This is a genomic window from Bacillus sp. FSL K6-1005, from assembly GCF_038000225.1.
Taxonomy (GTDB): domain Bacteria; phylum Bacillota; class Bacilli; order Bacillales; family Bacillaceae; genus Bacillus; species Bacillus mojavensis.
The window spans coordinates 3,116,465-3,134,236 of sequence record NZ_JBBOBP010000001.1; the positions used below are offsets into that span (position 1 = coordinate 3,116,465).

Consider the following 17,772-nt stretch of genomic DNA (forward strand, 5'->3'; position numbering starts at 1 on the left):
TCCACTAAACATTATTTACAGAAAAATAAAAATTTTTAAATTGAGCCACTTCGCTACAACCCATTTACTGTTGGAAGCCATTTACAATCTTTACATCCCATATGTTTACCGCCCAAAAACCAAAAAACAGGCAAAAAAAAGACACCCTTAACCGAGAGCGCCTTACAACGATTCCTTAATGACATTTTTGTCGATATCAATCAATTCCATATAGCCTTTCCCCCACTCATACATGGCATCAAGAATAGGCATCAGGCTTTCTCCTTGCGGGGTCAAGGAATATTCAACCTTCGGCGGGACAACCGGATACACTTCCCTGTGAACGATCATATCCTGCTCCAGCTCTCTCAGCTGATTCACGAGGATCTTCTGCGTAATATCAGGAATCAAAGCTTTTAATTCATTAAAACGTTTTGTGCCTTCTTTTCCTAAATGCCACAAAATAAGCATTTTCCATTTACCGCCGATCACCGCTAGCGTCAATTCCTTCTCACAATTAAACCTTTTGTCGTCCATCCGGCTCAAAAGAAATCCCCCCTTAGTATACTTTTTATATGTTAGATACGTATCATCACTTACTTACTATTTAGCAGGCTCTTTTTATTATACTCACTCACAAAACCAAGCGAAAGAAATCTGATTGCCTCTTCTCACAGTATCCTTCAAGTAACTAGTTGACTTCAAAGTGCCTACTTCTCAGCTAAAGAAGGAACCTATAGAATGAGAAATAATTCGAATAAGGGAGTGGATCAACAATGGAATTACAGCTGGCATTAGACCTGGTAAATATCCCCGAAGCCATCGAGCTTGTCAAAGAAGTGGAACAATACATCGACGTGGTTGAGATCGGAACACCGGTTGTCATTAATGAAGGCCTTAGAGCCGTTAAAGAAATAAAAGAAACATTTCCGCGATTGAAGGTCCTGGCAGATCTGAAAATCATGGATGCCGGCGGATACGAAATTATGAAAGCGTCGGAAGCGGGAGCTGACATCATCACCGTGTTAGGGGCTACAGACGATGCAACGATTAAAGGTGCAGTAGAAGAAGCCAAAAAACAGAAGAAGAAAATCTTAGTGGACATGATTAACGTGAAAGATATTGAATCTCGTGCGAAAGAAATTGACGCACTCGGTGTTGACTACATCTGCGTCCACACTGGATACGATCTTCAAGCAGAGGGCAAAAACTCTTTCGAAGAATTAACGACAATCAAAAATACAGTAAAAAACGCAAAAACCGCAATTGCGGGCGGCATCAAACTTGATACACTGCCAGAAGTGATCAAACAAAACCCCGACCTTGTCATTGTTGGGGGCGGAATTACAAGCGCAGCTGATAAAGCAGAGACAGCTTCAAAAATGAAACAGCTTATATCCCAAGGATAATTCATATGAAAACGACTGAATACGTAACGGAAATTCTCAATGAGTTACACCGTTCAGCGGCTTATATTTCTAATGAAGAAGCTGATCAGCTTGCAGATCACATTCTTTCGTCCAACCAAATTTTCACTGCGGGCGCGGGCCGTTCTGGCCTGATGGCAAAATCCTTCGCGATGAGACTGATGCACATGGGCTTCAACGCTCATATTGTCGGTGAGGTTCTCACTCCGCCGCTCCGCAAAGGAGACCTCGTCATTATCGGCTCAGGATCAGGCGAGACAAAGAGCCTGATCAATACAGCAGCTAAAGCAAAAAGCTTACACGGAGTCGTTGCCGTTTTAACCATCAATCCGGATTCGAGCATTGGAAAACAATCGGATCTCATCGTCAAAATGCCCGGTTCTCCTAAAGACCGGTCAAACAGAAGCTATCAAACCATACAGCCAATGGGATCATTATTTGAGCAAACATTGCTGCTATTCTATGATGCAGTCATTTTAAAACTCATGGAGAAAAAAGGACTTGATTCTGAAACCATGTTCACTTACCACGCAAACCTTGAATAGCCTCACATAACCGGCCTGGAGATCAGGCCGGTTTTTGATATTCCTCTAAAATAAAACTTTAAACCCAAAAACCCGATAAGTAATATGACCTACAAATATACAAAGGGAGGAATTATATTGAAAAAGCAAATAAAGCTGAAGCTTGGAACTAAAATTCTCGGCTTGGTCTTCGCGGTCATTCTATTGTTTTCTCTATCAGTCGGCGCCGTGATGCTTAAGGACATTACAAGCAGCATGAAAAAAATGGCCACTGACAAGGCGAAAGGCGATCTTGCTTTAAGCAGCACGTATATTGACGACGTGATTTTAGGGAACTGGGAGGTAAAAAACGATAAGCTGTATAAAGGCGAGACACAAATAAACGGAAATGAAGACATTGTTGATCTGCTTGGCAAAAAAACAGGTGACACCGTAACGATTTTTCAAGGAGATACACGGGTGGCAACCAACGTAATGAAAGACGGCGAAAGAGCTGTCGGCACTCAAGCTTCTGCTGAAGTCACTGACGCTGTTTTAAAAAACGGGAAGCAATTCTACGGACAAGCAGATGTGGCGGGCTCCTCTTATCAAACAGCATATATGCCCTTAAAAGATAAGGAAGGCAACATTATCGGTATGCTGTATACAGGAGCCAATCAAAGCATTTTAGCATCGCTTACCCAATCGCTGTTCACTCAATTCGCTATCGTTCTCGCTGTAGTTATTATTATATCTGTCATCCTTGTTCTGCTTTTCACCAGAAGAATCAATCGGCGGCTAAACGTGTTAAAATACGCCTTTGAAAGCGCCGGAAACGGAGATATGACAATAGAAGTTTCAGACAAGTCCGCTGATGAGTTAGCAGAACTGAGTGTTTACTATAATAAGATGAGAATGAAGCTGAATCAGACAATCCAAACCGTACAGCAATCGGCCCTTCAGCTTGCATCAGCCTCTCAGCAGCTTTCAGCCGGAGCAGAAGAAACAAATCAAGCTTCAGAAAAAATCACAGAAGCTGTTCAGCATATTGCAAACGGAGCCAAGCATCAAATCACACGAATTGAAAACAGTGAAAAATCACTAGAGCAAACAACGGCTGACATACGGCAAATTTCTTCAAATACTGTTGCCATTGCTGAGAAAGGACAGCTTGCGCAATCTAAAGCAGACATTGGCCAAAAAGAAATTTCAAATGTTCAGGCACAAATGGATACCATTCACCATTCGATTGAAAAAAGCGGTGAGATCATTCAGCAGCTGGACGGCCGCTCTAAACAAATTGAACAAATCTTATCTGTCATCACCCAAATTGCCGATCAGACAAACCTGCTTGCCCTTAATGCGGCAATTGAAGCTGCCCGAGCCGGAGAACACGGCAAAGGCTTTGCCGTTGTTGCTGATGAAGTTCGCAAATTAGCAGAGGAATCTCAACGGTCTGTCGGACAGATTTCCAAATTAATCGCTGAGATAAAAAATGATATGACTGTATCTGCGCAGTCTGTTGAACATGTGAAAACAGAAGCTGCTGAAGGTGTAAACATGATCCACCGCACCAGAGACGCATTTAAAGAAATTGCAGCCGCAACAGATGAAATTACTGCGGAAATCAGCGATTTATCAGCATCTGTTACCAACATTTCAGCAAGTACGCAAAAAATAAATGAATCCTTTGCCGCCAATACAACAGACATTAAAGAATCAACAGAAAATACCCGGCAGGCAGCAGCTTTAACAGAAGAGCAATTTGCTGCAATGGAAGAGATTACTGCAGCCTCGGAAACGTTATCCCATTTAGCTGAAGAGCTTACCGGTATCATAAGCCAATTTAAAATGATTAATCAACCTGAAAACAGCTTATAATCTAGTATTAATATTTCAATTTGATAACGTTATTTTCTTAAAAATGAATATTTCGATCTGCTAAAATGACGATTCCTGCAATAAACCTAAGGCAAAACAAAAAATGTTAATCTTTACACCAAGCCCTTTCTGCATTACTCTTGGAGCAGTTTTAAAAGTTGCTGACGCGGGAGGTGATCATCACGAATGGACATTATAAAAACTTTACTTCTCGTAATAGTTGTCATAGCAGCTGCAGCTGTTGGCCTGATTAAGGGAGACTTTTTCTCAGACGAACAAAAAACGTCTCAAACAGAAGAATATGACGAAACAATAGCCTTCCCTTCTGAGCGTTATCCTGAGACAGCAAATCATATCAAGGACGCAATAAGTGAGGGGCATTCAGATGTGTGCACTGTAGACAGAGACGGAGCTGAGGAACGCCGCGAACAATCATTGAAAGACGTACCTACCAAAACAGGGTATGACCGAGATGAATGGCCAATGGCCATGTGCAAAGAAGGCGGTGAAGGGGCTTCTGTAGAATATATTTCTCCCGCTGACAATCGCGGCGCAGGCTCCTGGGTCGGGCATCAGCTGACCGATTACCCTGATGGCACAAAGGTTTTATTTACGATTCAGTAAACAGTTAAAAGAGGAGGAACAGCACATTGATCAAATCATGGAAGCCGCAAGAACTGACGATTTCATATCATCAATTTACTGTATTTCAAAAGGGTTCCGCACCGCCTGTCATCGATTGGACAGATGAAGCGATTGAAAAAGGATATGCGGAAGCGGACGAAGCCATTTCGTTTGAGGCACAGCGAAATTCAAAGGTATATATTCTTTTGCGCCTTAACAGTTCAGAAACAGTAGCATCCTATGAAAAAAAAGTGACTGTTCCTTTTCACGTCACAAAAGACGGAATTGAAATTGAAAGCATCATGTCCAAAAGGCTCTCCTTTGACCTGCCTAATGGGAACTATCAATTCACATGCTACACTGTACCGGCTGAGCTGTCAGATCTGCATGCTGACACTTACATCATTGATGCTGTTTCCGTCTAATGAAAAGCCCTGAGAGGAATACTCTCAGGGACTCTTTATATATTTTCTCCATTTTTCTTAATAACGTCCTGATACCAATAAAAGCTTTTTTTCTTCAATCGTTTTAAGTCATATTCATTCTCTTCGTCACGATTCACATAAACAAAGCCGTATCTTTTTTGATAACCGTTCAGCCAGCTTAACAGATCAGTAAATGACCAGCTGCAATATCCGATCAAATCGACTCCATCACTAATGGCCTGTCTGCATTGCTCAAGATGCGATCGCAAATAATCAATTCTATAATCATCATGTATAGTGCCGTTTTCAACTTTATCGAATTCTCCTAAACCGTTTTCTGTAATAAACACAGGAAGCTGATAACGTGTCGTAATGCGGCGGAGCCCGATACGCAATCCTACCGGATCAATCGTCCAATCCCAGTTGCTCGTTGTGAGGTTCGGGTTTTTCTTAGTTTTAAATAGTCCCGGCATCCCTGTTTCCTGATTGGTCCCTTTTTGGCCCGTCGTATTCATTTTCCCTTCTGAAACGCCGTCGAGCGGATTTCGTTCGTAAGTAATCGTTTGATAATAGTTGACACCTACAAAATCCGGCTTCCCTTTGGCAAGCAGCTCCATATCACCCGGTTCGATTGTCGGCGCCCATCCCTGTTTTTCTAAATAGCGGAAAGGAATTTGCGGGTAGGTTCCCCAGCAATACATGTCCAGCCACCAATTATTCATAAATTCTTCAGCATTTTCAAAAGCTGTGATATCCTCTGGATGACTGGTTAAAGGATATGCGGGAGAATAAGCAAAGCTAGGTCCTATTTTGCCTTCGGGCACATATTCTCTGAAGGATTCAATAGCTTTCGCATTTGCCAGAAACGCAATATGATTTGCTTCGTAAAATCGTTTTCTGTCCTTCACGCCAGGCGGATGCATGGCTGTAAGAAAGCCGTGATTAAAATTGTAGTTTTGTTCATTCAACGTTACCCAATATTTCACTTTCTGTCCAAAGCGTTTATAAAGAGTAATGCAGTAATGATTAAAATCCTCTATGATGTTTCTCGACTCAAATCCGCCATACTCGTCCATAAGTGCCTGAGGCAAATCCCAGTGATATAAAGTCAAAACCGGTTCAATGTTATGAGAAAGCAATTCATCAATCAGGTTATCGTAAAATGCCAGACCGGCTTCATTGATTTCTCCTTTTCCTTTTGGAAAAATACGCGGCCAGCTGACAGAGAATCGATATGCTTTCAGCCCCATCTCAGCCATCAGAGCGACATCTTCCTTATAACGGTGATAATGGTCAACTGCAACATCACCATTGGTGCCCTTAAACGTTTTGCCGGGGATTTTCGTAAACACGTCCCATACAGAAGGGCCTTTGCCATCTTCGTTCCATGCTCCTTCAACCTGGTAAGCTGCTGAAGCCGAGCCCCATAAAAAATGTTTCGGAAAAGATTCTGGATGTTGATGGATCATTGTGTTAATCACTCCTGAAGTATTTGATAAACCTATCATAGGCTATGAAACGCGTTTCATAGCAACACGATGTTAATCTCGGAACAGCTCCTCTAATATTTTCTCTCTTTGTTCAAGAAAATACCTGGTTAACTGGACGTGTTCAGTGCTTTCGTATTCTGTATGATGTATACTGCCCCCGTCAAAGCTGAAAATGTCAGCATTCGGATAACCCAGCAAAATTGGGGAGTGAGTGGCAATGATGAATTGTACATTTCCACCCTTCACTAAATCGTGTATGACTCTCAAAAAAGCTAACTGCCGTGCGGGAGAAAGTGCAGCTTCAGGCTCATCTAAAAGATAAATGGCTTTTCCTTTAAAACGATGATGGAACAGCGACATAAAAGACTCACCATGCGATTGCTTGTGCAGCGGCCTTCCGCCATAGGAGAGATATGGCTGCGGAGCATCTCGTTCCACTTCATCAAGGTGAAGAGAAAGCTGATAAAACGATTCCGCTCTTAAGAAAAAACCATTTGTGATCTTAGGAAGCCATGATAAACGTATGTAATCTCCCAAATGAGAGTCTGACTCCTGCAATTCATAGATATTATTACGGCTGCCGCCCGCTGTGTTAAATTCACACTTATCCGCAATTGCTTCAAGTAAAGTTGATTTCCCCGAGCCGTTTTCTCCGACAAAAAAAGTTACTTCTTTGGTAAATGAAATATCGTGTAATTGATTTACAGCTGGGATAGTGAATGGGTATCTGTCAAAGGCCGGGATCTTATCTCTAAGGAGTGTGACCTTTTTTAAATACATAGCTTCTCCCCTCGCGTTAAATGAATATATTCAAAAAAATCTTTTGCAGTAGCAAAAAAGCGATCCATCCTAGGACTCCAAAGGATAGCGCTAACCAGAATGAAACATTCGTTTTCAATAGAAACACCATTATCGCGAGCAAACAAACCGTAGCAGGTATGCCCTTAAGCACACCAGACGCAAATTGACTCAATTGTGCTGTATTTTCGCCCTGCACTTTCATCCAAAACAGGCTTAACAAGCTGACTAAGGGCAAAGCTGCAATAATCCCTCCATAGGTTGGATGTCTTTTTGATATTTCAGTAACGAATCCAATAATCAGTGCTGAGATGATTACTTTACTGATTACCGCCATTGTTTAGCTTCCTTGCTTAAAATTTCAAATGCTTGTTGAATCAATTCCTTTTCCGATGAGCTTATTCGTTCGATTATTTCTTTTAATTTCTCTTTGTCCAGCTGAGTATGCTGTTCAAGAACAGAGCGTCCTTCCTTTGTTAAAACTACCAAAACCTTACGTTCGTCTTGCTGACTTCGACGTTTAGCTGCCAATCCCTTTTGAATCAACCGTTTTGTATGTTCAGATGCTGTATTATGAGAGACAGATAAATACTCTGCTAAAGCTCCTATTGTTGCCTCACCTTGCTTTTCAATATGCTGCATGAGTCGTATCGCCTGATGAGAAATGTTATCTTTTTGCTTGTAGTGTAATGAATAGTAGATGTCGGTCCATTGCTGATTTAATTTATTTATGAAATCCAGTTCCATTATTCACACCTCTCTTTATATCTTATATTACGATATATTCTTTTTGAACGATATAATTTTATAAAAAAAACTTCAATATCATAATGGATAATACCTTTAATCAAAAAAGCATCCAATCTCAATTGGATGCTTAAAGCCTAATGTCTCTTTTCAAATTTATGCTGATGAGAATGGCGTTTCGGAACAAAGCCGTTTTGTTTCATCATTTCAAAGTGTTGGACCATGTGATTTTTGATGTGATCTCCTTTTTCTTTAGGCAGAACGCCGTATTCTACATACTTAGAGATGACATCCTTGCGTTTTTTTAATATGTCTGCTTCCAGCTGTTCAATTTCTTTCTTTTGCTGTTCAGTCAGTGTAACGTTTGCAGGCGGCTGTTGCTGTTGTTTTTCCGCCGCTTCAGCTGTGCCAGTTAAAGAAATAACAGCCGCGGCAATGAGCATTCCGATGATATTGACATTCACTTTTTTCATCCAGTTTATTCCTCCTATCTTTTTATATATATTTTGCTTCATTGTGTTTTTTATGTATACAAAATAAAAAGAGCGAACCATTATTCGCTCTTTCTGATCTGTTCGTCCGTATAAAGTTCTTCTTCTCCCGGTGCTGCGTAAGTAACGTATGTTCCTGCGATAAAATCATGCAGCGTCCGTTTGTCTTCTCTCAGCCCGATCATAAACAGGCTGACAATTAAACCGAGCCCGAAGGTTATGCCGTAAACCAGTGCGGCAATGATGACTCGCATAATCATGGTTACCAGGCCAACCTGTGACCCGTCTTTTTTTACGATTCTGATTCCGCAAATTCTTTTTCCGATGAGATAGCCTTGCCAAAATACCGGCAGCAAAATAGAGTACAGCAAAACGACCATGCTGATGATCATGCTGTCGTTCGGGTCTTTTCCTGTGATCAGCCAATAAATCAGCAAAAGGGGCACCGAGACAATAATGTAATCCAGTAATGAAGCTCCTAGTCTGATCCAAAATCCGGCCGGTTTGTAGATGTTCATGTAACTCCCCCATTATGGTTTCAATTTGACTATGATGTTGCTGTCTTCTTTCTTATCGAATATATCATATGCTCTAGGGGCATCAGCAAGACTTAATTTGTGCGTAATGATATCAGGCTCAGCCGGAATCCCGTTTTATCCAAATGAAGATCAGAGCCGCAAATACCAGTTGCCGTAATTCTGATAATAGCATCTCTTGCTTCCTGAATCCGGGGAGCTTCAACCTCTTTCATTCTCACCCTTGGCCAACTCCTTTTCTGCGACGCCTTCCCAGCTGCTTTTTAACTCACAGTCTCATTTGTATACACAATTCGAACTTTTTGAAAACGCCATCAACATATTGCAACCCCCTATGTTCAATGCTATCTTTTTAGTTGATTAACAGATTGGGGGAAACATAGGTGAAATCATTTAAGCAATCAAAAGCCGTTATCTTTAGCTTAACAATGGCTTTCTTTCTTATATTGGCAGCCTGTTCCGGCAAAGATGAAGCCGGTTCCAAGGATTCAGGCTGGAAACAGATCAAAGAAAAAGGAAAAATCGTCGTTGCTACGTCCGGCACACTTTATCCTACGTCCTATCATGATACCGATTCAGGTAAGGATCAACTGACAGGCTATGAGGTTGAAGTTGTTCGAGAAGCGGCTAAGCGTCTCGGGCTGAAAGTCGAGTTCAAGGAAATGGGTATCGACGGGATGCTGACAGCGGTGAACAGCGGCCAGGTTGACGCTGCCGCCAATGATATAGATGTGACAAAGGACCGCGAGAAGAAGTTCGCGTTTTCTTCTCCTTATAAATATTCATACGGCACAGCCATTGTCCGAAAAGATGATTTATCAGGGATCAAAACGCTGAAAGATTTAAAAGGGAAAAAAGCGGCTGGCGCAGCGACAACTGTCTATATGGACGTTGCCAGAAAATACGGCGCCCAAGAAGTTATTTATGATAACGCGACCAACGAGCAGTATTTAAAAGATGTTGCCAACGGCCGCACTGATGTCATCTTAAACGACTATTACCTGCAGACACTGGCACTGGCGGCATTTCCGGATCTTAACATCACGATCCATCCTGACATCAAGTACATGCCGAATAAACAGGCGCTTGTCATGAAAAAAAGCAATACTGAGCTTCAGAAACAAATGAACGAGACGCTGAAAAAGATGAGCAATGACGGCACTTTGACCAAGCTGTCAAAACAATTCTTCAATAAAGCGGATGTATCAAAGAAACTGGATGTCGACGTTCAAGACGTTGACCTTTAATCAGACGCCATGATGTACAGCATTCAGTGGGAATATATTTTCAACACGCAGCTGGCGATAGAATCGTTTCCTTATGTTATAAAAGGTATTGGATACACGTTGCTTATTTCTTTTGTCAGCATGTTTGCCGGAACGGTGATCGGGCTGTTTATATCGCTCGCCAGAATGTCTAAGATTGCCCTGCTGAGATGGCCGGCGCGTCTTTACATTTCTTTTATGCGCGGCGTTCCGATTTTGGTAATCCTGTTTATCCTTTATTTTGGTTTCCCTTATATCGGCATTGAATTTTCTGCCGTTACAGCCGCCTTGATCGGCTTTAGTCTCAACAGCGCTGCTTATATTGCGGAAATTAACCGTTCAGCCATTTCATCCGTTGAAAAAGGACAGTGGGAAGCTGCATCCTCGCTCGGTCTTTCATATTGGCAGACGATGAGGGGGATCATTTTGCCGCAATCGATCCGCATTGCGCTGCCTCCGCTCGCCAATGTTTTGCTTGATTTGATCAAGGCATCCTCGCTCGCCGCGATGATTACGGTGCCGGAATTGCTCCAGCATGCGAAAATTATCGGGGGCCGAGAGTTTGATTACATGACCATGTATATTCTGACCGCACTCATTTATTGGGCCATCTGCTCCGTTGCGGCGGCGTTTCAGAATATCCTTGAGAAGAAATACGCGCATTATCTTTAAACAAACGTTTCATTAAAAAAAGCCGCTCCGCAGGAGACGGCTTTTTCCTATTGATTCAGCTTCCATTTAAATGGATCTTCAAACAGCGACCAATCGGAATCAAACTCATATTCAGTCAGCAAACATTGATCAAGCTCATTTGTAATGGCTTCTTCGTCCAAGTCTGTTCCGATAAACACCAGCTGCGTCAGACGGTCGCCAAACTCTGGGTCCCAATCCTCTAATATTTCCGGCTCCTGCTGTTTGATTTGCTCCTGTTCAAGCTTCGGCATCGCCGCCACCCAATAGGATACCGGCTCAATCGTTACGGACGGGCCGGCTTGTGACATCAGAAGAGCGAGGCTGTTATGCGATGCGCACCAGACGATGCCTTTGGCGCGGACAACATTTTTAGGCATTTGATCCATCCAGTGATAAAAGCGCGTTGAATGAAACGGCAGTCGTCTTTTATAAACAAATGAAGAAATGCCATATTCCTCGGTTTCCGGGGTATGGGCTGCATGGCCTGCTGTCAGCTCTCTTATCCAGCCGGCAGATCCGCTCGCTTCCTCGAAGTTAAATAGCCCTGTATGTAAAATCTCCTGCGGCTTGACGTTCCCTTTGACAGCGCGAATGAATTTAGCCCTTGGCTGCAGGGTGCGAAGGACTTTCTCAAGCTGTTCAAGCTCTTGCTCGCTGACTAAATCACATTTATTTAAGATCAGAACATCGCAAAACTCAATTTGATCGATTAGCAGGTCGGCAATTTCTCTTTCATCCTCTTCCCCGAGTGCTTCTTTGCGGTCCAGAAGGCTGTCACCCGACTGATAGTCATGCCAAAAACGGTTTGCATCGACCACTGTCACCATCGTATCTAACTCACAAAACTTTGTGAGATCGATTCCCAGCTCTTCGTCAATATAAGAAAATGTCTGGGCCACCGGGATCGGTTCGCTGATTCCCGTCGATTCGATTACGATATAATCAAACCGTCCCTCTTTTGCCAGCTTCTCCACTTCGACTAACAAATCCTCGCGAAGTGTGCAGCAAATGCAGCCGTTTGACATTTCCACTAGCTTTTCATCTGTTCTGGAAAGCCCGCCTTCCTGCTTAACCACCCCAGCGTCAATGTTTACCTCACTCATGTCATTTACAATAACGGCTATTTTTAAGCCTTCACGATTTTGCAAAATGCTATTGAGCAGTGTTGTTTTTCCCGCGCCAAGATAGCCGCTAAGTACTGTAACCGGAATTTTTTTCATGTGATCTCATCCTCCCAAAATAGAATCATTACGATTTAAATCATTTACTTCACCGTTTGTGTAATAGTGAATGCCGCTTTTCGCGCCCCAGAAATATTTCTCGCAGTCGGCCCGATTTCAAGTTCCGCAAAGGCACCCATCACGTATAACCCGTTCCCCCATTGCAAATCCTTGCCGACAATCGGAAAGCCGCAGCCGGCAGAAGGCAATTGCTCTGCTTGCGCTGCTTTTTGAACCCACTCGAATCGGCTGATGTCAGAGGCAAAGCCTGTTGCCAGCGCGATATGTTCGAATGTGTATGACGATTCCTCTTTTTTCAGCTGTATGTGCAGCCGGCCGTCAGCTGTTTTTTGACATGATATCACTTCATCCTGAATGACCTCTATCCTGCCCTCTTCTCTATAGACAGCAAGCTTTCTTGAGATGTCCTTCGGGAAGGAGCCGCGATGTCTGGCGTTTGTGATCCATTGTCTTCTCTTTTGATAGTCTGACGTTTTGCTGAACCTTTTCATATATTTCGGGCCAAGCCAGCCCGGATCACTGTCAAAATCATAGGTGCGAAACGGATGCCTCACGAGCATCGTTACGTCGTACCCGTCATCTGAGAGCTTGATGGCGTAATGAGCCGCCGTGATCCCTCCGCCCACAACTGCCGCTTTACCACCTTCCTTTCTTAACCCTTCCACATTCCTGTCAAACACATGGTAAATGCCGTTATTCTGAAATGGCTTTGTCCACTCCGGCCAGCAAGGCTGTTGTGAAAAACTTATGGCTAGTACAACTCTTTCGCCCATGATTGTTTCGGAGGCATCTGTCCTCACTTCCCACAATCCGTTTTTCCTTCTCAAGTCTGTCACCATACCTCTCTTCCACGCCTGATCAATATGTATCTCATCCAATACCGTTTCACAATGCTGATTAAAAAGCGATAAAGAGGGGCGCTTATACCTTCCGAAGAATACCTCCGGCCACTGGCTTTTATCCGCATACGTTTGCAGGCTGAACGGCTCGGTATCCATGTGATGAACCGATGGAGAGCGTAAATAGTTCATCCGAATGCGGCCCGTATTTCGTTTCCAGCACTCAAGAGGCTGTTCATGAGGATCAATGACTACTAGATCCTGGATAGACACCTTTCCGCTTTTCACCAGATACACAGCCAAGGTCGAGCCTTGAATTCCGCCGCCAATGATAAGCCATTTATACATAGGAGTAACTCCTCTTTGCACAAAACGTAATTATTACGATTTAAATCGTATGTTCTTTTTCCCTTTTTGTCAACTGCTTTCTATCAGCTGATCACAACTTTTGTGTGGTCAGGTATGTTTTTGTATATCCATTTCGTTGGAGATCCATCCAAACCAACCATCTCAAAACGACCAAATTATGTTGAAGTTTAGATAAAACAAACTCTATCGATCTTTGTTATAGAATAAGAGTTAGATGGATATGGGGAATTTTTTATCGACTGGGGACAATTGGCATTACACAAAGTATACAAGCTTCATAATAAAATTATGCTACAGGCCAATCCTCTAATTTTAATGTTTTTGTCATTTGCTCAATCTCTTTTTAGTACTCCATCCATCATAATGTGATAATTGGTCCCATTTTATTGTTGCTGAGGGTTTATTGATAAAGAACCCATGCTTGCATCTTACATTCAGTTGAAGAGTTTCATTCAAAGAACTTTCATTCACATCCATGAATATTCGAAACTTCATTAAATCAATACACGACTTGGATGAGCATCGAACATAGAAATTAATAAACCCCATTTTGATAGAGATTATCCAAAATGGGGGTTGATTGATAATATTCAATTAAGTCGCTGCTCTATCTGCGACTTTATAAGTGGACTGCTCATTAAAAGCATACGAAGCGCCAGAAACACCAACAATGCCAAATAAAAGCGCTAAACAAATTGCAATTTTACATTTTTTCATTTAAATGTTTCCCCCTTTGAATTTGTTTGCGTGCTTCAATTGCCAATTGATAAAAATCGACCGCATCATGTCTTTTTTCTTTGTTGGTCAGAAAATCAGCAACAGCAACTGCGTATTCTTCCATGTCACCATACAGATTTTTTTCCCTGAAGAACTCGAACACTTCTCTGAGTGTCTGCAAATCAAATGATAAATAAAGCCCTTTAACGAGTTTCAGTTTTTCTGCTACCTCTTGATTGTTATGACGTTCTGCAATCTTTTTTCCTTCTTCGTACAATTTTAATGCAGCCTGAAGGTCATTTTGTTTTGCCTTAACATAAGCTAAATTAAAGACCGCTTTTGACTCATAGATATGTTTCTGGGCCTTGTGAATTTCATAGGCAATTTGAAAATGTTTTTCTGCATTGTCAAGTTCTTCAAGATGATTATAACATAATCCTACATTAAAATGAGCAGAACCAATTAAATGCTGCTCACCTATTTTAACAGCATCTTTTAACGCTTTTTCTGCTGTTTCTAAGGCTTCTTCATAACACATTTTATCAAGCCAGTTACCAAAGATAACAAACTGGCAGTGAACCATTTCTTTTCCATATGTAAGATTGCCCTTATCGTCTTTCTGCCGTTTAAAAATAGCGTATGCCCGTTGAGCATAATTCATGGAGAAATGAGTCTCTTTCATGTAGTAATAGACCTCTGACACTTTGAAATAGAACTCTGCCTTATCTGTATTTGCGTTTTCATCTAATAAATCAAGATATCTCTCGGCTTCTCGATAATATGTTAAAGCAATGACTAAATCTCTTGTCCGGAAATGATACATACCGGTGAAAAAATGAAAATAAAATTCAATTGTATTCGTAAGAGATTCCGGAGCAAGGTTTTCTCTTGTCTCTTTAAGGCCCTCAAAAACGCTGTCAATATCTTTAACAGAGTCAGGCTCTAAATAAGAAAGCATAATCTCATGCCTCAATTTTAAGAGCTGAAGGTAAACTGCAACCTTCTCGTTTTTCTCCATCTTATTAAATTCATTCTCTACTTTTCTTTTCATTTCCTTTGCTTTCTCTATTCGGCCTTGTTTTATTACAACATACCAGTGATTTATGTCTGTGGTAACAAAATGATATGGGATTAAATCAGGGACAGACAACGATTTACCTCCTTTTCTTTACATTTATTAAATATTATACCACTAAAGACATGTATCAATAGTATTATTTTTTGAAAAATCTCTCTATTCATCCTAATTATGATTTAAAAAGTAAAAAGCCCATATCAAATGATATGGACTCGTTTTTAGCTTTCTTTCTCTTCCACATGAGAAGAACAAGCTGACAGCAGAATTACCGGCGCAAAAACAGCAATAAATAAGAATGAAAGTTTCATAGTCATTCCTCCTGTTTTGAAAACCTAAGCTTCGCATAGGCATCGTGCAGATGAATTGATTCTTCGTTTCGGCATTCAATATCAAAGGCCGATACCCATTCAAGCTCATACAAGTCTGCGGCAATGAGACGGGCCAGATCCTCAACAAATCTGGGATTTTCATATGCTGTTTCCGTTACGGCCTTTTCATCCGGACGCTTTAGCACCGGGTGCAGTCTCGCGCTTGCATTTGATTCTGCAACGTGAAGCAAATCGGCTTTGACATCGACTGGGAGCAGTGCCGCCGGATGAATATCGGCCAAAATGCTGACCGTTCCTCTCTGATTGTGGGCACTGTATTCACTGATTTCCTTAGAGCAAGGGCAAAGAGTCGTTACTTTCGCTGAGATACCGGCCCGCTGTTTAAACGGCTGATCTTCGTGATAGGCAACAGACATCAACATCTCTGCATGCATCAGCCCCGCTTTCTCAAGCATTGGACTCTTTCTTTCGAAATACCACGGAAACCGCACTTCGACGCAAGCCGAGATTTGATCCATGTTTTCTGCCAGCTCTTTCGTAAATTGCTGAAGGGAAGAAAAAGAGAGAACCCAGCCGTTTTGATGATAGCGTTGAAGCTGCTCTGTTAACCTGCTCATATTGATGCCCTTCTGATTCCGCTGCAGGCTGGCGGTCATGGTAAAGTTCGCTGCTGTCGTTTGCTGAAAAGGCTTCATCGCTGAGACAACAGTAACCGGGTGAGACACATTGGTGACACCTACTTGCTGAATATCAAAAAAATAGTCTTTTCTGATATTCTGAAGGTCCTTCATGTTCTCCTTTTCCACAGGCTTTTGCCCTTTCATGGGACTGACTGACCCAAAATAGTGAAGACGCTCCGTTTTTCCCGGGAGCAGAATGTGCTGTTCCAATCAGAAAACTCCTTCCAATTTAAATCGTAATAATTACTATTTATTCTGATCGGTTCACGAGTTAAAATCAAGGGAAAGTTGAAAACAGCAAAAAAAGACACGCACAATCGCGTGTCGCCCATTCAAACATCAAACATCCGCCGGACTGCTTTCCGCGCTCCAGCTTTTTCTCCAGTAATATCCTGCGGCAATCACAAGCACAAACGCCAGCAATGCGATACAGGAAAATGTGATAAATCCGATGGCATATGTGCCTGTCATCTGTTTTAATGACCCTAAAATGTTTGGCAGAAAGAAACCTCCGATGCCTCCTGCTGCGCCGACGATTCCCGTCACCATTCCGATTTCTTTCCGGAAGCGCTGCGGGACGAGCTGAAACACTGCTCCGTTGCCCATTCCGAGTCCCATCATTCCGACAAATAAAAGGATGATAACCACTGAAAGAGACGGCAGACTGCTGACTCCGGCCATGCAAAGGGCCACAATGACAAACAAAACAGAAAGAACCTTCGTGCCCCCGACACGATCTGAAATCCAGCCCCCTACAGGCCGGAAAAAACTGCCGGCTGCTACACATAATGTGACGAAATCTCCTGCATGAATTTTTGACAGCTGGTATTGATCGACGAAGAATATCGCCAAAAAGCTGGACAGCCCCACAAAACCTCCAAACGTGACGCTGTACAGCAGACAGAAAAACCACGTTTCCTTTTGTCCGAACACCTGCAAATAGTTTTTGAGCGGCTGCGGTGCCGGTTGTTCAGGGGAATTCTTCGCCATGAAAACAAATAGAACAAAGACGATGATCAGAGGAAGAAGCGCAATTCCCATCACACTGTGCCAGCCAAACTGCTCTGCAAGCCGGGGGCCAAACAGTGTCGCAAACAAGGTGCCGCTATTACCCGCACCCGCTATCCCCATTGCAAGTCCCTGCAAATGAGGCGGATACCACCGGCTTGCCATAGGAAGCGCAACAGCAAAGCTCGCGCCTGCCACGCCAAGCAGAATGCCGATCGCATAAAGTTCAGTCAGCGACCGGCCTCCAAATGTCCCCCAAAGCAGCGGAATCATTGTCACCAGCATCCCGATGACAGCTGTTTTTTTCGGACCGATTCTGTCCGTTAACACGCCTAATATGATCCGAAACACAGACCCCGATAAAATCGGCACAGCCACGACAAGTCCTTTTTCAAAGGGAGACAGGCCAAAATCCTGAGAAATATAAACACCGAGCGCTCCAAGCATAACCCATATCATAAAACTTACATCAAAGTATAAAAACGAGCAGAGCAAAGTGGTTGGGTGACCGCTTGTTTTCAGTTCCGACAGCTTCATAACATTCCCCTTTCTTGACCCAATAAAAATTTCAATTTTCTGAATCAAGAATATATGACCATATTTTTTCGGAAAAGACATGTGTAAGCTAATGTGACACGTTTAATGCGTTAAC

The 17,772-nt window shown here is 42.5% G+C and carries 20 protein-coding genes and 2 pseudogenes; 7 read left to right on the forward strand and 15 right to left on the reverse strand.

The annotated features are described in order from the left end of the window. Positions 1 to 162: 162 nt before the first annotated feature. Positions 163 to 525 (reverse strand): transcriptional activator HxlR, encoded by a 363-nt coding sequence (hxlR, locus tag NST16_RS16095; RefSeq protein WP_003241118.1) that lies wholly within the window; start codon positions 523 to 525, stop codon positions 163 to 165. A gap of 230 nt (positions 526 to 755) precedes the next feature. Here hxlR and hxlA point away from each other — a divergent pair, with 230 nt between their 5' ends. The 5 genes from hxlA to NST16_RS16120 all read left to right on the forward strand — a co-directional run bounded on the left by hxlA (position 756) and on the right by NST16_RS16120 (position 4,839). Continuing rightward, complete coding sequence (hxlA, locus tag NST16_RS16100; RefSeq protein WP_268449034.1) at positions 756 to 1,388, forward strand: 3-hexulose-6-phosphate synthase; 633 nt, start codon at positions 756 to 758, stop codon at positions 1,386 to 1,388. A 5-nt stretch (positions 1,389 to 1,393) separates the two neighbouring features. Next, complete coding sequence (gene hxlB / locus NST16_RS16105) at positions 1,394 to 1,951, forward strand: 6-phospho-3-hexuloisomerase (protein WP_340887536.1); 558 nt, start codon at positions 1,394 to 1,396, stop codon at positions 1,949 to 1,951. A 114-nt stretch (positions 1,952 to 2,065) separates the two neighbouring features. Continuing rightward, positions 2,066 to 3,790 carry a methyl-accepting chemotaxis protein TlpC gene (gene tlpC, locus NST16_RS16110; protein WP_326226625.1) on the forward strand — a complete coding sequence of 575 codons (1,725 nt, stop codon included), beginning with the start codon at positions 2,066 to 2,068 and terminating at the stop codon, positions 3,788 to 3,790. Between the two features lie 186 nt (positions 3,791 to 3,976). Further along, on the forward strand, positions 3,977 to 4,414 hold the full coding sequence (nucA, locus tag NST16_RS16115; RefSeq protein WP_010332985.1) for a DNA-entry nuclease: 438 nt from the start codon (positions 3,977 to 3,979) through the stop codon (positions 4,412 to 4,414). Positions 4,415 to 4,440: 26 nt separating this feature from the next. Continuing rightward, the gene (locus NST16_RS16120; RefSeq protein ID WP_010332984.1) at positions 4,441 to 4,839 is read left to right on the forward strand and encodes a competence protein ComJ; all 399 of its coding nucleotides are present in this window, start codon (positions 4,441 to 4,443) and stop codon (positions 4,837 to 4,839) included. Positions 4,840 to 4,874: 35 nt separating this feature from the next. Here NST16_RS16120 and NST16_RS16125 read toward each other — a convergent pair whose 3' ends face one another. The 7 genes and pseudogenes from NST16_RS16125 to NST16_RS16155 form a co-directional block, all read right to left on the reverse strand. After that, positions 4,875 to 6,308: a glycoside hydrolase family 1 protein gene (locus NST16_RS16125; RefSeq protein WP_268449028.1), complete on the reverse strand. Its 1,434-nt coding sequence runs from the start codon at positions 6,306 to 6,308 to the stop codon at positions 4,875 to 4,877. A gap of 72 nt (positions 6,309 to 6,380) precedes the next feature. Further along, positions 6,381 to 7,109, reverse strand: coding sequence for an AAA family ATPase (locus tag NST16_RS16130; RefSeq protein WP_340887538.1), 729 nt, complete (start codon positions 7,107 to 7,109; stop codon positions 6,381 to 6,383). A 16-nt stretch (positions 7,110 to 7,125) separates the two neighbouring features. Next, the gene (locus NST16_RS16135; protein WP_340887540.1) at positions 7,126 to 7,464 is read right to left on the reverse strand and encodes a DUF3147 family protein; all 339 of its coding nucleotides are present in this window, start codon (positions 7,462 to 7,464) and stop codon (positions 7,126 to 7,128) included. Continuing rightward, positions 7,455 to 7,874 (reverse strand): MarR family winged helix-turn-helix transcriptional regulator, encoded by a 420-nt coding sequence (locus tag NST16_RS16140; protein WP_024120173.1) that lies wholly within the window; start codon positions 7,872 to 7,874, stop codon positions 7,455 to 7,457. The genes NST16_RS16135 and NST16_RS16140 overlap by 10 nt, the downstream gene beginning before the upstream one ends. A 137-nt stretch (positions 7,875 to 8,011) precedes the next feature. Then, the gene (locus tag NST16_RS16145) at positions 8,012 to 8,347 is read right to left on the reverse strand and encodes a YckD family protein (protein ID WP_010332980.1); all 336 of its coding nucleotides are present in this window, start codon (positions 8,345 to 8,347) and stop codon (positions 8,012 to 8,014) included. Between the two features lie 80 nt (positions 8,348 to 8,427). Further along, positions 8,428 to 8,883 (reverse strand): RDD family protein, encoded by a 456-nt coding sequence (locus tag NST16_RS16150; protein ID WP_010332978.1) that lies wholly within the window; start codon positions 8,881 to 8,883, stop codon positions 8,428 to 8,430. 105 nt (positions 8,884 to 8,988) lie between these two features. Further along, positions 8,989 to 9,116: pseudogene (locus tag NST16_RS16155) on the reverse strand (glutathione-dependent formaldehyde dehydrogenase); the annotation flags it as partial. Positions 9,117 to 9,284: 168 nt separating this feature from the next. Here NST16_RS16155 and NST16_RS16160 point away from each other — a divergent pair. Together NST16_RS16160 and NST16_RS16165 are read left to right on the forward strand one after the other, a co-directional pair. After that, positions 9,285 to 10,148 (forward strand): transporter substrate-binding domain-containing protein, encoded by an 864-nt coding sequence (locus tag NST16_RS16160; protein ID WP_268444256.1) that lies wholly within the window; start codon positions 9,285 to 9,287, stop codon positions 10,146 to 10,148. A 9-nt stretch (positions 10,149 to 10,157) separates the two neighbouring features. Then, positions 10,158 to 10,838, forward strand: coding sequence for an amino acid ABC transporter permease (locus NST16_RS16165; protein WP_026014657.1), 681 nt, complete (start codon positions 10,158 to 10,160; stop codon positions 10,836 to 10,838). 47 nt (positions 10,839 to 10,885) lie between these two features. On the opposite strand, the gene zinU is transcribed toward NST16_RS16165, so the two are convergent. The 7 genes and pseudogenes from zinU to NST16_RS16195 all read right to left on the reverse strand — a co-directional run bounded on the left by zinU (position 10,886) and on the right by NST16_RS16195 (position 17,657). Next, on the reverse strand, positions 10,886 to 12,079 hold the full coding sequence (gene zinU, locus NST16_RS16170; protein WP_010332975.1) for a zinc metallochaperone ZinU: 1,194 nt from the start codon (positions 12,077 to 12,079) through the stop codon (positions 10,886 to 10,888). 44 nt (positions 12,080 to 12,123) lie between these two features. Further along, positions 12,124 to 13,287, reverse strand: a complete 1,164-nt coding sequence (locus NST16_RS16175) for an NAD(P)-binding domain-containing protein (RefSeq protein ID WP_340887547.1) — start codon at positions 13,285 to 13,287, stop codon at positions 12,124 to 12,126. 615 nt (positions 13,288 to 13,902) lie between these two features. Beyond that, positions 13,903 to 14,025: a hypothetical protein gene (locus tag NST16_RS16180; protein ID WP_267496093.1), complete on the reverse strand. Its 123-nt coding sequence runs from the start codon at positions 14,023 to 14,025 to the stop codon at positions 13,903 to 13,905. Continuing rightward, a complete protein-coding gene (locus NST16_RS16185; RefSeq protein ID WP_168746898.1) occupies positions 14,012 to 15,175 on the reverse strand; it encodes a response regulator aspartate phosphatase in 1,164 nt (387 codons plus the stop codon). The genes NST16_RS16180 and NST16_RS16185 overlap by 14 nt, the downstream gene beginning before the upstream one ends. 149 nt (positions 15,176 to 15,324) lie before the next feature. Continuing rightward, positions 15,325 to 15,411 (reverse strand): annotated as a pseudogene (locus NST16_RS20890) (L,D-transpeptidase); the annotation flags it as partial. A 2-nt stretch (positions 15,412 to 15,413) separates the two neighbouring features. Then, positions 15,414 to 16,322, reverse strand: a complete 909-nt coding sequence (gene folE2, locus NST16_RS16190; protein ID WP_326196135.1) for a GTP cyclohydrolase FolE2 — start codon at positions 16,320 to 16,322, stop codon at positions 15,414 to 15,416. 129 nt (positions 16,323 to 16,451) lie between these two features. Continuing rightward, complete coding sequence (locus NST16_RS16195) at positions 16,452 to 17,657, reverse strand: MFS transporter (RefSeq protein WP_010332971.1); 1,206 nt, start codon at positions 17,655 to 17,657, stop codon at positions 16,452 to 16,454. Positions 17,658 to 17,772: the final 115 nt, after the last annotated feature.

What these genes read in the sequence shown, in the direction of transcription:
- hxlA (WP_268449034.1), top strand. Translation starts at nt 756, where the DNA reads ATGGAATTACAGCTGGCATTAGACCTGGTAAATATCCCCGAAGCCATC.
- hxlB (WP_340887536.1), top strand. Translation starts at nt 1,394, where the DNA reads ATGAAAACGACTGAATACGTAACGGAAATTCTCAATGAGTTACACCGT.
- nucA (WP_010332985.1), top strand. Translation starts at nt 3,977, where the DNA reads ATGGACATTATAAAAACTTTACTTCTCGTAATAGTTGTCATAGCAGCT.
- NST16_RS16125 (WP_268449028.1), bottom strand. Translation starts at nt 6,308, where the DNA reads ATGATCCATCAACATCCAGAATCTTTTCCGAAACATTTTTTATGGGGC.
- NST16_RS16130 (WP_340887538.1), bottom strand. Translation starts at nt 7,109, where the DNA reads ATGTATTTAAAAAAGGTCACACTCCTTAGAGATAAGATCCCGGCCTTT.
- NST16_RS16135 (WP_340887540.1), bottom strand. Translation starts at nt 7,464, where the DNA reads ATGGCGGTAATCAGTAAAGTAATCATCTCAGCACTGATTATTGGATTC.
- NST16_RS16140 (WP_024120173.1), bottom strand. Translation starts at nt 7,874, where the DNA reads ATGGAACTGGATTTCATAAATAAATTAAATCAGCAATGGACCGACATC.
- NST16_RS16145 (WP_010332980.1), bottom strand. Translation starts at nt 8,347, where the DNA reads ATGAAAAAAGTGAATGTCAATATCATCGGAATGCTCATTGCCGCGGCT.
- NST16_RS16150 (WP_010332978.1), bottom strand. Translation starts at nt 8,883, where the DNA reads ATGAACATCTACAAACCGGCCGGATTTTGGATCAGACTAGGAGCTTCA.
- NST16_RS16165 (WP_026014657.1), top strand. Translation starts at nt 10,158, where the DNA reads ATGATGTACAGCATTCAGTGGGAATATATTTTCAACACGCAGCTGGCG.
- zinU (WP_010332975.1), bottom strand. Translation starts at nt 12,079, where the DNA reads ATGAAAAAAATTCCGGTTACAGTACTTAGCGGCTATCTTGGCGCGGGA.
- NST16_RS16175 (WP_340887547.1), bottom strand. Translation starts at nt 13,287, where the DNA reads ATGTATAAATGGCTTATCATTGGCGGCGGAATTCAAGGCTCGACCTTG.
- NST16_RS16180 (WP_267496093.1), bottom strand. Translation starts at nt 14,025, where the DNA reads ATGAAAAAATGTAAAATTGCAATTTGTTTAGCGCTTTTATTTGGCATT.
- NST16_RS16195 (WP_010332971.1), bottom strand. Translation starts at nt 17,657, where the DNA reads ATGAAGCTGTCGGAACTGAAAACAAGCGGTCACCCAACCACTTTGCTC.